This window comes from Xanthomonas sp. MLO165, from assembly GCF_018831305.1.
Classification (GTDB): domain Bacteria; phylum Pseudomonadota; class Gammaproteobacteria; order Xanthomonadales; family Xanthomonadaceae; genus Xanthomonas; species Xanthomonas arboricola.
The window spans coordinates 1612060-1626591 of sequence record NZ_CP029263.1 but is presented as its reverse complement, the minus strand read 5'-3'; the positions used below and the strand labels follow the sequence as shown (position 1 = coordinate 1626591).

Annotated in this window: 11 protein-coding genes; 5 read left to right on the top strand and 6 right to left on the bottom strand. The window is 66.1% G+C overall.

Features of this window, described 5'->3' with window-relative positions:
* Positions 1-412: 412 nt before the first annotated feature.
* On the top strand, positions 413-1069 hold the full coding sequence (locus DGN21_RS07025) for a thiopurine S-methyltransferase (protein ID WP_215825162.1): 657 nt from the start codon (positions 413-415) through the stop codon (positions 1067-1069).
* Positions 1070-1350: 281 nt separating this feature from the next.
* On the opposite strand, the gene bfr is transcribed toward DGN21_RS07025, so the two are convergent.
* A complete protein-coding gene (gene bfr / locus DGN21_RS07020; protein ID WP_039511630.1) occupies positions 1351-1836 on the bottom strand; it encodes a bacterioferritin in 486 nt (161 codons plus the stop codon).
* A 146-nt stretch (positions 1837-1982) separates the two neighbouring features.
* On the opposite strand from bfr, the gene DGN21_RS07015 reads away from it, so the two are divergent.
* From DGN21_RS07015 to hpaM, 3 genes are all read left to right on the top strand, one after another.
* Positions 1983-4385 (top strand): penicillin acylase family protein, encoded by a 2403-nt coding sequence (locus tag DGN21_RS07015; RefSeq protein ID WP_184551699.1) that lies wholly within the window; start codon positions 1983-1985, stop codon positions 4383-4385.
* Positions 4386-4608: 223 nt separating this feature from the next.
* Complete coding sequence (locus tag DGN21_RS07010; RefSeq protein ID WP_166771115.1) at positions 4609-6753, top strand: TonB-dependent receptor; 2145 nt, start codon at positions 4609-4611, stop codon at positions 6751-6753.
* Between the two features lie 161 nt (positions 6754-6914).
* Positions 6915-8045: a type III secretion-associated outer membrane-bound protein HpaM gene (hpaM, locus tag DGN21_RS07005; protein WP_305803658.1), complete on the top strand. Its 1131-nt coding sequence runs from the start codon at positions 6915-6917 to the stop codon at positions 8043-8045.
* Between the two features lie 68 nt (positions 8046-8113).
* Here the strand turns inward: hpaM and asnB are convergent, their stop codons facing one another.
* Complete coding sequence (gene asnB / locus DGN21_RS07000) at positions 8114-9808, bottom strand: asparagine synthase B (RefSeq protein WP_184551595.1); 1695 nt, start codon at positions 9806-9808, stop codon at positions 8114-8116.
* Positions 9809-10168: 360 nt separating this feature from the next.
* Here asnB and DGN21_RS06995 point away from each other — a divergent pair, with 360 nt between their 5' ends.
* On the top strand, positions 10169-11041 hold the full coding sequence (locus DGN21_RS06995) for a tetratricopeptide repeat protein (protein WP_184551698.1): 873 nt from the start codon (positions 10169-10171) through the stop codon (positions 11039-11041).
* 237 nt (positions 11042-11278) lie between these two features.
* On the opposite strand, the gene dapE is transcribed toward DGN21_RS06995, so the two are convergent.
* From dapE to dapD, 4 genes are all read right to left on the bottom strand, one after another.
* Positions 11279-12409 (bottom strand): succinyl-diaminopimelate desuccinylase, encoded by a 1131-nt coding sequence (gene dapE, locus DGN21_RS06990; RefSeq protein WP_184551594.1) that lies wholly within the window; start codon positions 12407-12409, stop codon positions 11279-11281.
* Between the two features lie 111 nt (positions 12410-12520).
* The gene (locus DGN21_RS06985) at positions 12521-12877 is read right to left on the bottom strand and encodes an arsenate reductase (RefSeq protein ID WP_047124215.1); all 357 of its coding nucleotides are present in this window, start codon (positions 12875-12877) and stop codon (positions 12521-12523) included.
* On the bottom strand, positions 12874-13347 hold the full coding sequence (locus DGN21_RS06980; RefSeq protein WP_184551593.1) for a hypothetical protein: 474 nt from the start codon (positions 13345-13347) through the stop codon (positions 12874-12876). Before DGN21_RS06980 ends, DGN21_RS06985 begins: the two co-directional genes overlap by 4 nt.
* Positions 13344-14510: a 2,3,4,5-tetrahydropyridine-2,6-dicarboxylate N-succinyltransferase gene (gene dapD / locus DGN21_RS06975; protein WP_184551592.1), complete on the bottom strand. Its 1167-nt coding sequence runs from the start codon at positions 14508-14510 to the stop codon at positions 13344-13346. The genes DGN21_RS06980 and dapD overlap by 4 nt, the downstream gene beginning before the upstream one ends.
* Between the last annotated feature and the right edge of the window lie 22 nt (positions 14511-14532).

Sequence of the window (14532 nt, the reverse complement as noted above, 5' to 3'; positions counted from 1 at the left end):
CGGCGTTACGGCATCGTGCCCTCGGCCAGGTTGGCTTGCAACGGCGAGGTCACGCTGAGGCTCAAGCTCTGCATTGCCTTGAGAGGTAATCGAACGGTGCGGATGCGTCGGCTGTAGAGCGAGAGACTGAGGCCTTGCTGCAGGGCCCTTGTCCGCCCACCATCGCATGACACGCCGCAAGTACATCCCTGTAGGCTCTTACGCGGCATCCATGCCGCGTAAGGTCCCGCGACGGTGGGCGGACAAGGACCGGTCGAGATGGTCGGTATGGGTGGTTGCGAGCGCGGCGTGCGTGGTTGTGCGCAGTGCATGTCGCGCGGCGGTGCGGTGTGAGCGGTTCCTTTCGATCTGCAGTGTCAGTGCCATTGGCTGCATCACGGCACTCGTCAACGCAAACCAACAAGACAACATCATGGACACAGATTTCTGGCTGCAGCGTTGGCAGAACGGTCAGACCGGCTTCCATCAGGACCAGGTGATGCCGTTGCTGCAAAAGCACTGGCCGGCGTTGCAGCTGCCGCAGGTTGCCCGCGTGCTGGTGCCGTTATGCGGCAAGACGCTGGACCTGCACTGGTTGGCCGCACAAGGCCATCGCGTGCTGGGCGTGGAGATATCGCCGCTGGCGGTGACGCAATTCTTCGCTGATGCCGGCCTGCAACCGCAGCGCCACAGCAGCCGCGCGGGCGAGCACTTTATCGCCGGCCCGATCGAAATCATCTGCGGCGACGCGTTTGCACTGGAGCCAAGCGTGCTGGCCGATTGCAGCGCCGTCTACGACCGCGCCGCATTGATCGCCCTGCCGGCCGGCTTGCGCCAGCAGTATCTGCACACCACGTACGCGCGCCTGCCTGCGGGATGCCGCGGGCTGTTGATCACCCTGGAATACCCGCAGGCCGAAAAGGCCGGGCCGCCGTTTTCGGTGGATGCTGCCGCGGTGCACGCACTGTTCGACACGCAATGGCGGGTGCAGCCACTGGAACACCGCGACATCCTCGATCAGGAGCCGCGCTTCCGTGCCGATGGCGTCACCGCCCTGTCGACCGGCGTCTATCGTCTGCAACGCAACTGACGGTCACGGGCGAACTTTGTCATCGGCGAGCGCTGCCGACGCCCCAGTCGGGCGCCGCAGATGTTGCACAGGCAGCGCAGCGCGCGCCGATCAGGACCGCGCGGCGTTGCGCCACGCGATGGCTCGCACAACAGCGCAAGCCGCCGAGCAACAGCGCCGCAGACCGCCGGCAGCTGACGCAGACCACGCAGCAAGGCAACGGCAACGCACCGGGCGGCACCTGCCGATTGCAACCCTGCACTGCGCCTGCTCGGCGCCTGCGCAGTGCCCAGTCACCGGGCTCAGCCGGCGACGTGGCCCTTGTCGATCTTCGAGGTCTGATACAGCTCCAGGCCGATCCGCTTGATCAGGCCAAGCTGCTGCTCCAGCCACCAGGCGTGGTCTTCTTCGGTGTCCTGCAGCTGCTTGAGCAGGATGTCGCGGCTGACGTAATCGCCGTGCTCTTCGCACAGCTTCATGCCAGCGGCGAGATTCGCGCGCACTTCGTATTCCACCACCAGATCGCGCTCGAGCATCTCCACCACGGTCTTGCCTGGCGCAAACTCGGCCGGCCGCATGTCCGGGTCGCCTTCCAGGAACAGGATGCGCCGCAGCAGCGCATCGGCGTGCTCGGTCTCCTCTTCCATTTCGTGGTTGATGCGCTCGTACAGCGCCATCAGGCCCTGGTCCTCGTAACGGCGCGAGTGCAGAAAATACTGGTCGCGTGCCGCCAGTTCGCCGCGCAGCAGCTGCTTGAGGTAGTCGACGACTTCGGGATGGCCTTTCATGATGTGCTCCAGCGACGCAATGCGCGCATGGTGCCCTAAGCCGCAGCGCAATGATCTAATCGGAATCACTTTCAGTTGCGCTTGCGGCCAGACCCGCCATGGTCATGAGCGGCCGCCACACTGTGACCGAACTCAAGGACTCGACAATGCGCAAATGGCTGGGCCGGCTGCTGCTGGCAATCGTGGTGTTGATCGTGGCGGCCGTGCTGGCCGTGTATCTGCTGATGCGTGGCAGCCTGCCGCAGCTGGATGGCAACAGCGCATTGCAGGGCCTGGCGGCACCGGTCAGCGTGCAACGCGACCGGCGTGGCGTGGTCACCATCGATGCGGCCAGCCAGGTCGATGCCATGCGCGCACTCGGCTATGTGCACGCGCAGGAGCGCTACTTCGAGATGGACCTGATGCGCCGCGCACCGGCCGGCGAGTTGTCCGAGCTGTTCGGCGCCGCAGCGCTGGACCTGGACAAACGCAATCGCGTGCACCGGCTGCGCGCGCGCGTGCATGCCAGCCTGGATGTCGCCGCCGGCAGCCAGCGCGCCGCGCTGCAGGCCTATACCGAGGGCGTCAATGCCGGGCTGGCTGCACTGCGCGTGCGCCCTTGGCCGTACCTGTTGCTGCGGCAGACACCGCGCGCGTGGACGCTGGACGACTCCATCCTCACCGGCATGGCGATGTATGCCGACCTGCAGGACAACGACAACCAGACCGAACTGGCAGCCGCCCGCATCCGTGCGGTGGTGCCGGCGGCGCTGGCGGCATTGCTCGACCATCAAGGCTCCAGCTGGGATGCGCCGCTGTTCGGCCCCGCGCAAGGCGACGCCGTGCTGCCCGACGCCGCCACGCTGGATCTGCGCCGCCTGCCGCATGCAGCCGCCACCGCAGGCGCCGAGTCGCCGACGCCGGGCAGCAACAACTTCGCCGTGGACGGCAGCCTCACCAGCGACGGCCGCGCCATCGTCGCCGACGACATGCACCTGGGCCTGCGCGCGCCCAACATCTGGTTCCGCGCACGCCTGCGTTACCCGGACACCAGTGCGCCCGACGGCAAGGTGGACGTCACCGGTTTCACCCTGCCCGGCTTGCCGGCGGTGGTGGTCGGCAGCAACGGGCATGTGGCCTGGGCCTTTACCAACAGCTACATCGACACCGCCGACTTTGCGCGGATTGCGCCGGCCACGCCGGGTCATCCGCAAGCGCTCACCACCCATATCGAGACCATTCGCGTGGCCGGCGCCGCGCCGGTGCGCTTTGCGGTGCGCGAGAGCGCCTGGGGCCCGGTCCTGCACGACAACGCCGATGGCAGCCTGCTCGCACTGCGCTGGGCCGCGCAGCTGCCCGGCGCGATCCGGCTGGACTTTGCGCAGATGAGTACGGCGGCCGATGTGCAGGCCGCCTTTGCAGTGGCGGATCGCTCGGGCATTCCGGCACAGAACCTGTTGCTGGCCGATCGCAGCGGGCGCATCGCCTGGCGGTTGATCGGTGCGCGCCCGGTGCGCAACGCCGGCTGTGGCCCGGGCGGCATCGCCGAACTGGCAAGCTCGGCGCAGGGTGCGGACGCGGCATCGCCTTCGGTTGCGGCAACGGCGGCATCGGCGCAGGGCGGCTGCCTGCCCTGGCCGGTGCGCAGCGACGCTGCCCCCGCCCTGATCGATCCTTCCTCGCACCGGCTGTGGACCGCCAACAGCCGCGTCGTCGATGCGCAGCAGTTGGCCACGCTCGGCAATGCCGGCTACGACCTGGGTGCGCGTGCGCAGCAGATCCGCGACGACTTGTTCGCCAGGCAACGTTTCAACGAGCTGGACCTGCTCGCCATCCAGCTCGACGATCGCGCCGTGCTGCTCACGCGGTGGTGGCAGTTGTTGCGCAGCGTGGTCGAGCACAGCAAGGACCCGGCCTTGCAGCAGATCGAAGCCGCCACCCGGCAGTGGGACGGGCACGCATCCACCCGCTCGACCAGCTACCGCATCGTGCGCGGCTTTCGCGGCATGACCATCGACGCAGTGGAAGCCGGCCTGCTGGCGCCGGCAAAAGCCGCGCTCGGCAAGGACTTCCTGCCGCCGCGTCGCGCGCAGCTGGAAGGCATCGTCTGGCCGTTGCTGCAGCAGCGCCCGGCGCATCTGCTGCCGCCCGCCTATGCAAACTGGGATCAGCTGCTTGCCGAGGCTGCACGCAAGGCGCAGACCGATCTCGCTGCGCAGCACGGCGCCTTGAGCGAACGCACCTGGGGTGAACGCAACACCGCCGCCATCTGTCACCCGATCGCGCGGGCATTGCCTGCGCTCGCCAAGCGCTGGCTGTGCATGCCACCCGACCAACTGCCAGGCGATCGCGACATGCCGCGCGTGCAAGGCCCGGCCTTCGGCGCCTCCGAACGCATGGTGGTGTCGCCCGGCCATGAACAGGACGGCATCGTGCACATGCCGGGCGGCCAGAGCGGACACCCCTTGTCGCCGTTCTGGGGCGCAGGCCACGACGACTGGGTACACGGCCGGCCGACCCCGTTCCTGCCGACCGCGACCCGTTATTCGTTGCAACTGCAGCCGAAGTAGGCGGGGTCATTGCTGTCTCGAGCGTCGACACAGGTTTCGACCGTCGTTGGGGGGCTGGACGAACGCAAAATCGGTGTCTGCGTTCTGCAGATCGCACCGCGCACCTTGCACCTGGCACATCTGGATACCCAAGTATCCGCAACCACGCCCACCCACCGATCTGCCCAATCAAGCGAGCACAACATGCTAAGATGCATTTGATAACCATTCCCATTAGTGACCAATGCGCCCCACGCTCCTTGTCACCGCGCTCGCCGCTGTCCTGGCGTTACCCTCGCCCCGCGCCTTCGCCCAGCAACACACCAGCACCTCGGCAACCGTCACCGACCTCGATGGCGTCGACGTCGTCGGCCGTGCGCAGACGTTGTACAAATCTGACGACGCCGCGGTGGCCACACGCACCGATACGCCGTTGTCGCTGGTGCCGCAGTCGGTGCAGGTGTTGCCGCGCGAGCTGATCGACGACCAGGCCGCGCGCCAGATCACCGATCTGTATCGCAGCATCAGCGGCATCAGTTTCTTCAGCTATGCCGGCGTCACCCTGCGCGGATTCCGCCAGGAAAACGTGCTCTACGACGGATTGCGTGGCGATCCGTATGCCGGCTTCTCGGTGCCGCAGCTGTTCAATATCGAACGCGTGGAAGTGCTCAAGGGCCCGGCCGGTGCGTTGTACGGCGGCGGCGAACCCGGTGGCGTCATCAATTACGTCACCCGCAAGCCCGGCCATCAGGCCGCGCGTCGGGTCGAGCTGCAGGTGGGCAATCAATCCTTTGGGGCGGCCTCGTTCGAGGCCACCGGGCCGGCACGCGAAGACGGGCGCATTCGCTACCGCATCGGCGCCTATGCCGATGGCGAGGATGGCTTTCGCCGCAACACCGATAGCCAGAGCCAGATCGGCGATGCGTCGGTGGCGTTCGACATCGGCCAGACCGGCGAGCTCACGCTGCAGTACACCGACATCACCCAGAACCTGGGCGGCAATCGCCTGCGCGGCGTGCCGGTGGACGACGACGGCAACTTCCTCACCGACCGTCGCTGGAACCACAACGAGCCCACCGATTTCCTCGACATGCGCGCCAAGGTGGCGTTCGCGCAGTACCGCTTTGCGCCATCGGATGCGTGGGATGTGGACATGGCGATGCGCTGGTTCAAGAACGACGAGCATCAGATCTATCACGAGCCGATGGGCCTGATCGACCGCGATGGCGACGGCACCGCCGAATGGATGACGCGGCAGCTGCGCAACCAGTTCCGCGACAACGATGCGATCTCCAGCAACGTCAACGCGGTGTTCCGCACCCGCATCGGCGCGATCGAGCACAAGCTGCTGATGGGCGCGGACTACTATCGGCTGGATGCGGATTTCCGCGCGCAGACCGCCAACACCGCAGACACCGGCCGCGTGCGTGGGCCGGTGCCGGGCATCGACCTGTTCAACCCGGTGTATGGCCGCAGCGGCTTCTACGACTACGGCCTGGACAGCCTGCCCTGGCGCGCCACCAGTACCCGCAGCCAGCGCTATGGGGCGTATCTGCAGGACGAACTCACGCTGACGCCGCGCTGGTTTGCGATGGCCGGACTGCGTTGGGATGGCTTCAAGGACGACAACCGTCTGGACGGCTCGCGCGTCACCGGCAACGATCTCAGCTGGCGTGTGGGCAGCACCTTCGTGCTGCGCGATGGCATCAACGCGTACGCGAGTTATGCCAGCGGCTTCCTGCCGCAGGATGCGGCCAATCAGGACAGCAGCGTCGGCGGGCCGTTCGATCCCGAGCGCAGCACGCAGTGGGAAGTGGGCCTGAAGACCGCGCTCAACGATGGCGGGCTGACGCTCAACACCGCGCTGTATCGCATCGAACGCAGCAATATCGTGCAGGCCAACGGCAGTATCGTCGATGGCGTCAATCAGCTCTCCGCGCTCGGCCTGGTGCGCAGCGAGGGCCTGGAAGTGGATCTGCTGGCCGACCTCACCGAACGCTGGGTGCTCAACCTGACGTACGCCTACAACGATGCACGCGTGCTCGATGCCGGCACCAACGGCATCACCAATGCGTCCGGCGACCGCTTCGCCAATGCACCTCGCAACACCTTCGGTCTGTGGACGCGCTACGACCTGCCGGCCTGGAATTCGGCAATTGCCTTCGGTGCCGACTACGTGGGCGAGCGGGTCAGCCTTGAAGGCCAGCGCGTCAAACCTTACGCCATCTTCGACATCAGCTGGCAGACGCAGTGGGATGCCTGGAAACTGCAGGTCAACGTCAAGAACCTGTTCGACAAGGTCTACGCCGCCAGCGGGTTCACCGAACGCACCGGGCACTTTCCTGGCGAACCGCGCCGTATCTACGCGCAGCTGGCCTACAGTTTTTAAGCGGGGCGAACGGGCGCCTGCCCAGGCCTTGGGCGATGCTGCAACTGTGACGCTGGTCGGCCAAAGCGGCCACTGCACGCACAGTTGCGGCCCTGACCAAGGCAGTGCAATGAACCTGCGCCGAATCAGGCAGGCCGGAATCAGCCAGACTTTAACGTCCGGTGGGACACACTAGAGGCCGTCGCGATCTGCAGCGTATTTGCGCACGATCGCCCTCCTCCCCCCCACTGACCGGAATCCGCATGCCTCAGCTTGCCCGCTCCGTTTCCGCCCTGTTGCCCCTGCTCGTTGCCACTGCCTGCTCGGCAGCGCCGCCCGCCAAATCCGGCCCACCGGATGCGCCGGTCGCCGCCTGTACCGCCAAGCTGCGCCCCGGGCAGGATCTGCAGAAAGCCATCGACAAGCTCCCGCAAGGCGATGCGCCTGCGGTGCTGTGCCTGGAAAAAGGCGAATTTCCGCTCAATGGGCTGGTCTCGATCCACCGCGGCAATCTCGTCTTGCGCGGCAAGGGCCCGACCACGGTGCTGCGCATGGCCGATGGCGTACAGCAACCGGCGCTGGTGGTCGGCGACTACGAAAACCAGCAGCCGACCGGCGTGATCCGCAATGTCAGCATCGAAGACATGCAGATCGTCGCCAGCACTGGCGACAAGGAGTTCATGCCCGAGCGTCCGTACCTGAGCAATAGCGCGGTGGTGGTGCGTTCCGGTCAGGGCATCCGGCTGGCCGGCCTGCAAGTCAACAAGTGCCGCAGCGCCTGCCTGCTGAGCGAGTACGACACCCGCGAGCTCACCATCGAAAACAACGATGTGTCCGGCGCGATCTGGGACGGCGTGTCGTTCAACCGCACCGCCAAGGTCACCATGGTCAACAACTACATCCACGACAACGTGGCTGCAGGCCTGACCACCGAGCATCTGGAAGACAGCGAGATCCGCAACAACCGCTTCGAGCGCAACGGCAGCCAGGGCATCTATCTGTCCGACGCGCGCCGCAACCGCTTCAGCAACAATCAGTTCGACGGCAACAAGGTCGCCGGCGTGTTCCTGGCCTGCGCCATCCGCTACCGCACGCCGGAAATCCTGTGCTGGGACAACAGCATGAGCCAGGACAACGTGTTCGAGAACAACCGCTTCTCCAATACGCCGTTCACCTACACCATCGGTGTGGACCGCGCTGCCAACTGCACGGCGGCCGACTTCAAGCCGAACCTGTGGCGCAACAACCAGGCCGACGTGGCCGGCGTGGATATCGAGCCGCAGCGCTACGGATACTGCGTGCGCCACGAGTGATCGCAGCAGCGGCCGGCAGCGCGTGAGCGCATGCCGGCCGCTGGAGTTTCAACTTCGATGCAGCAGCGTTACGACGCCAAGGCCTGTTCGTGCACGCCGGCAATCGCACGGCCGGACGGGTCGGCCATCGCGGCGAAGCTGGCATCCCAGGCGATCGCGGTCGGCGACGAACACGCGATCGACTTGCCGCCCGGCACCGTCTCCGCAGCCGCCTGGCTGGGAAAGAACTGCTCGAACAGCGTGCGATAGAAATAGGCTTCCTTGGTCTGCGGCGGATTGACCGGAAAGCGTCTGGAGGCGGCAGCCAGCTCGCGGTCGCTGACATGTGCGGCGGCGTGCGCCTTGAGTCCATCGATCCAGCCATAGCCCACGCCATCGCTGAACTGCTCCTTCTGCCGCCACAGGATCGATTCGGGCAGATAGCCGGCAAACGCCTCGCGCAACACGCCCTTTTCCATTCGCGCAGCGCCGCTGCTGGTCTTGTCGATCATCTTGAAACTGGCGTCCATGCGCATGGCCACGTCCAGGAACTCGCGATCCAGGAACGGCACGCGCGGCTCCACGCCCCAGGCCATCATCGACTTGTTGGCGCGCAGGCAATCGTAGTTGTTGAGCGCATCCAGTTTGCGTACCAGTTCCTCATGGAATTCGCGTGCGTTGGGTGCCTTGTGGAAATACAGGTAGCCACCGAAGATTTCGTCGCTGCCTTCGCCCGACAGCACCATCTTCACGCCCATCGCCTTGATGCGTCGTGCCAGCAGGAACATCGGCGTGGAGGCGCGAATGGTGGTGACGTCGTAGGTTTCGATATGGCGGATGACCTCCGGCAGCGCATCCAGGCCCTCCTCGAAGCTGTACTCGAAGCCGTGATGCACGGTGCCCAGCGCGGCGGCGGCGACTTCGGCCGCGGCAAGGTCCGGCGAGCCTTTCAAGCCGATCGCGAACGAATGCAGGCGCGGCCACCAGGCTTCGGTGGTGTCGTTCTCTTCGATGCGATGGCGTGCATAGCGTGCCGCCACCGCCGCGACCAGCGACGAATCCAGCCCGCCGGACAGCAGCACGCCGTACGGCACATCGGTCATCAACTGGCGATGCACGGCGCGCTCGAAGGCCTCGCGCAACTCCTGCAACTGCACCTGCACGCCTTCCACCTCCGCGTATTCGCGCCAGGAGCGCTCGTAATAGCGACTCAGCGCACCGGTGGCGCTGTCGTACCAGTGGCCGGGCGGGAACTGCGCGGCATCGGCGCAATCGTCCACCAGCGACTTCAGTTCCGAGGCCACGCGCAGCCGGCCTTCGCGATCATGGCCCCAGTACAGCGGCACCACACCGATCGGGTCGCGCGCGATGATCACCCGCCCGGCCGCCTTGTCCCATAGCGCGAACGCAAAGATGCCATTGAGGCGGTTGAGGTAGGAGGCCGGCGCATCCTCGCGGTACAGCGCGTTGATCACCTCGCAATCGGAGCCGGTCTGGAAGGCGTATGGCTGCACCAGCTCCTGCTTGAGCTCGCGATGGTTGTAAATCTCGCCATTCACCGCGAGCGCAAGCGCGCCATCTTCTGACAACAAGGGCTGCGAGCCGCCAGCCGGATCGACGATGGCCAGCCGCTCGTGCACCAGGATCGCACCGGCGTCGACATAGACGCCGCTCCAGTCCGGGCCGCGGTGACGCTGCCGCTGCGAACATTCCAGCGCCTGCCGGCGCAATACCTGCAGATCGTCACCGGGTTGCAGACCGAAAATACCGAAGATGGAACACATGGAAACACTCCTGGATGAAACTGCGGGGGTTGGCGGCCGGTGGCAAGCGTGCTGCACGAGAATGACACCCATAAAAAAACCCGCATCGGCCGATGCGGGTTCTTTGATTCCTGGGCGTGTGGTTTTACTTCGCCTAGTCGCAGACCCGCATCGGCCGCGCACGATTGTTCGCGCGCAGATTGTTGCGGTTGGCGTTATTGACGAGGTTGGGCAGGAACGATGACATGCCTCGACCGTATCCCGCTTTCGACGGCGGCGCAACTGTTGCGATGGCAACCAAGCCCGGCATCGCAGACCACGCCGCGGTCGCACCGGCGTATTGCGAGGATAATGACCGCCCCAACAATCGGCAGTAATGGAATGACCCCACGCATCGGACGCATGCCGCCCCTGGCCCTGTTGCTTGCAGTGTTGCTGCAGGCCTGCAGCAGCGCCCCTCCGCGCACCGATCCAGTCTATCTGCAACAGCTGGAACAACACGCGGCCGATGGCAGTTTCGATAGCGCCTGGAATGCGGCCGAACGCCTGGAGGCACGCAACGACCCGCGCGCCATCCACTGGTACGAACGTGCCGCTGCGATCGCCCCGTGGACGTTCCGCAACACCCGCGCCGAACTGGCGCTGGGACGGATCTGGGCAAGCGGGACGCTCTTCCATCCCGACAGCCCGTACATCGACCAACGCGTCGCATTACCTGCGTCGCCGCGCAAGGGCGAGCACTGGTACCTGGCAGCGGCCATGCATGGAAACCCGTATGCCATCGCCGAGCTCGCCAAGTTTCACCGCGACCGTGGGGAGGCGGCTGCGGCGTTGCGCTGGGATCTGCGCGCGACGATCTATGAGCGCTCCGCATCAGGATCGTCGGGGCTTCCCGCCGCCATCGCGCCAAGCGGAGGTGCATTGCACCCGCTGGTACGCGACATCCAGCGCCGCGCCCGTAACGGCGATGCCGAGGCGCAGGTCGATCTTGGCGCACTCCATGAAAAAGGAATGGGTGGCGTGGACAGAGACGGTACGGAAGCGCTGCGCTGGTACCGGCGCGCCGCGGACCAGGGCAATGTGTATGGTCAGTATTTCTCCGGTCTGCTGCTCGGACGCGGGAGCAGCGGCGTGACGCGCGACGTGGAGACCGCGGCAACCTGGTTTGCCAAGGCGTCCGCACAGACGTTCTATATCGCGGACGAATCGCATTGGCGCGAGGCGATCAAACCGCCGTTCTGGACGTTCGACTAGCCCCCCGAGCCTTGTGCGTCCATGCCACCTGGCAGCGCAATGCAATGCAATGCAATGCAATGCAATGCAAGCGCGATGCTGCTGCAATCCCAAAGGTCTTAGTGCAGCTTGGCGATACCCGCGTCGCGCAGCAGCATCGGCATCGGCATCGGCATCGGCATGCGGCAGGTGAACGCATGCCGTGCGCTGGCTGCGTAGTGTGTAAACCAGCGCGTGGCATGGGCATGTCCTGGCAACTCAGACCAGCAGGCGTTCGATCAGCGTGCGATACAACGCCGGCAGCGCTTCCAGATCGGCCACGCGCACATGCTCGTCGACCTGATGGATGCTGGCGTTGACCGGGCCGACTTCGATGCATTGCGCACCCAGCGGCGCGATGAAGCGCGCATCCGAAGTACCGCCGCCAGTACTTTCTTCCGGCGGTGCGCCGGCGAACTGGCCCAGCACCTCGCGTGCGACGCTGCGCAGGCGGCCTTCCGGGGTGTAGAACGGCTCGCCACTGCGATGCCAGCGCAGCGCATAGTCCAGCCCGTGGCGATCCAGCAATGCGGTGATTTCCGCTTCCAGCCGCGGCGCATCCCACAGCGGGGTGTAGCGCAGATTGAAGGCCACCTGCAGCTCGCCCGGAATCACGTTATTGGCGCCGGTGCCGGCATGGATGTTCGACACCTGCAGGCTGGTCGGCGGAAAACTCTCGAAACCCTCGTCCCACTGCCGCGCCACCAGCTCGGCCAAGGCCGGCGCGGCCAGATGGATCGGATTGCGCGCCTTGTGCGGATACGCCACGTGCCCCTGCACGCCTTTCACCGTCAGCGTGCCGGACAGACTGCCGCGGCGGCCCACGCGCAGCAGGTCGCCCAGCCGTTCGGTGGACGACGGCTCGCCGGTGATGCACCAGTCGATCGCCTGCCCGCGCGCACGGAACAGCTCGGCCACGCGCCGCACGCCGTCGATGGCATCGCCCTCTTCATCGGAGGTCAGCAACACCGCCAGCGTGCCGGCATGCTGCGGATGGGCGGCGACGAACTGTTCGGCAGCGATCGCGAAGGCGGCCACGCTGCCCTTCATGTCGGCCGTGCCGCGTCCGTACAGCACACCATCGCGGATCTGCGGATCGAACGGATCGCTGGTCCAGGCCTCGCGCGGCCCCGGCGGCACCACATCGGTGTGGCCAAGCAGCACCAGTACCGGCGCACCGCTGCCATGCGTGGCCCACAGATTGTCGACCTGGCCCAGGCGCAGATGCTCGCAAGCAAATCCGGCAGCCTCCAGGCGTTGCGCAAGCAGCGCCTGGCAGCCGGCATCGTCCGGTGTCACCGAGGCGCGTGCGATCAGCTCGCAGGTCAGTTGCAGTACGTCGCTGGTCATGCTCGTCCTTCCGATAAAAGATCCACCTGGGCTGCCGGCATCGGCAGCTCGCCTGCCTTCCCCGCGCCCGCCCCGCACAGGCCTGTACGGACCGATGACGCGGTGGCGCCATCAGGCGATGTTGAAGCGCGCCTTGAACCCGTTGTCGGAGAAGCCCTGGCTGAGTGCGCCATCGTCGCTCACCACCACCGGGCGGCGGATCAATTGCGGGTATTCGCGCAGCAGCAGCTTCCATTCGGCGTCCGAACCCGGCGTCTTCTTGTTGTCGGGCAACTGGCGCCAGGTGGTCGAGGACTTGTTGATCAAGGCCTCGAATCCGCCGGCCTGGCCGGCCCAATCCACCAATGTCTCCGGCGCGGGCGTGTGCTCGCGGTAATCGACGAAGCTGTAGGCCACGCCGAAGCGGTCCAGCCACTTGGTCGCCTTCTTGCAGGTGTCGCAGTTCTTCAATCCGTAGAGCGTGGTCATGTCGTCGCCTTTTCGACTCCGCGGCGCGCGCTTGCACGCGCCACCAGGGTGGTTACCAGTTGATCGTGTTCCTGCCCATGGGCGGGCAGGAACACTACATCGGCACGTGTGCCGTGGAATTTCAGCGCCATCCGCCGCGGCGGGATCAGCCATGCGGCATCGACCGAGCGCAGCTCGGCCAGGTCCACACGCTGCGATCGTCCTTGCTGCACGATCTCCAGCGCATCGCCCGCATCGCGGACCTGTGCCCAGCGGCTGGATGCCCATGCCAGACGCAGGGTCATCAGCACCGTCAGCGCAGGCGCCAGCCACCGCAGGACCTCCAGCTGCTGCGGCACGCCATCGCGCGCCAGCGAGCCGGCCACGTAGAGCGCCACCCATCCCAACCACAGGGCGGGGATGCCCCAACGCACCCAGCCACTGAGCGGCCGCGACAGCATGGTGCCGCGCACAGGCTGCGCGTTACTCAATCGGCCAGGCCGCGCAGCAACTCGTTGACGCTGGTCTTGCTGCGCGTCTTGGCATCCACCTGCTTGACGATCACCGCGCAATACAGCGAGTGCGAGCCATCTTTCGACGGCAGCTGGCCGGACACCACCACGCTGTAAGGCGGCACGTAGCCGTAGGAAATCTCGCCGGTGGCGCGGTTGTAGATGCGTGTGCTCTGGCCGATGAACACGCCCATGCCGATCACGCTGTGGTGCCCGATGACCACGCCTTCGACCACTTCCGACCGCGCACCGATGAAGCAATGATCCTCGATGATGGTCGGGCTGGCCTGCAGCGGTTCGAGCACGCCGCCGATGCCGGCGCCGCCGGACAGATGGCAATGCGCGCCGATCTGCGCACACGACCCCACCGTGGCCCAGGTATCGACCATGGTGCCTTCGCCCACATACGCGCCGATATTGGTGAAGCTCGGCATCAGCACCACGTCCTTGCCGAAATAGCTGCCGCGCCGCGCCACCGCACCCGGCACCACGCGCACGCCGGCCTTGCGGAACTCGGCCTCGCCGAAGCCGGCAAAACGCGACTCCACCTTGTCCCAGAACGGTGCCGGCTGCGCGTCGATCACGGCCATCTCGTTGACCCGGAAATACAGCAGTACGGCCTTCTTCAACCACTCGTTGACGCTCCAGCCGCCCTGACCGTCCGGCTCGGCGACGCGGAACTCGCCGCTTTCCAGGCCGTCGATGACGCGGGTGACGATGGCACGGGTGGAGCCGTCGATCTCGTCGACGGTCAGGCTGGCGCGGCGCTCGAATGCACTTTCGATGCCGAACTTGAGTTCGTCAGTACCCACCGGCGTTGCAGCGCCGCGCACCGCCTTTTCGGCGATCGGCAGTTTCTTCGCGGCTGCAGCCTTCTTGGCAGCCGGTGCGGACACCACGCTGGCCGGCTGCTTGGCCACGCGCGGGGCCGCACTGGTCGCCGGCTTGGTCGCGCTTTTCCTGGTGACCTGCTTGGTAACGCTTTTGCTGGCGGCCACGGGCTTGGCAGCCGCCGCGGTGGCCTTGCGCTTGTCGACGACCGGCGCCTGGGGCGCCTTGCCGCTCTTGCTCGGCGCGCGCTTGGGCGACGCGCCGGTGGGGGTCGCGCCCTGCTTGCGCGCGGTCTTCTTGCTGGTGGCCATGGGGGGTCTCCGAACGGACTAC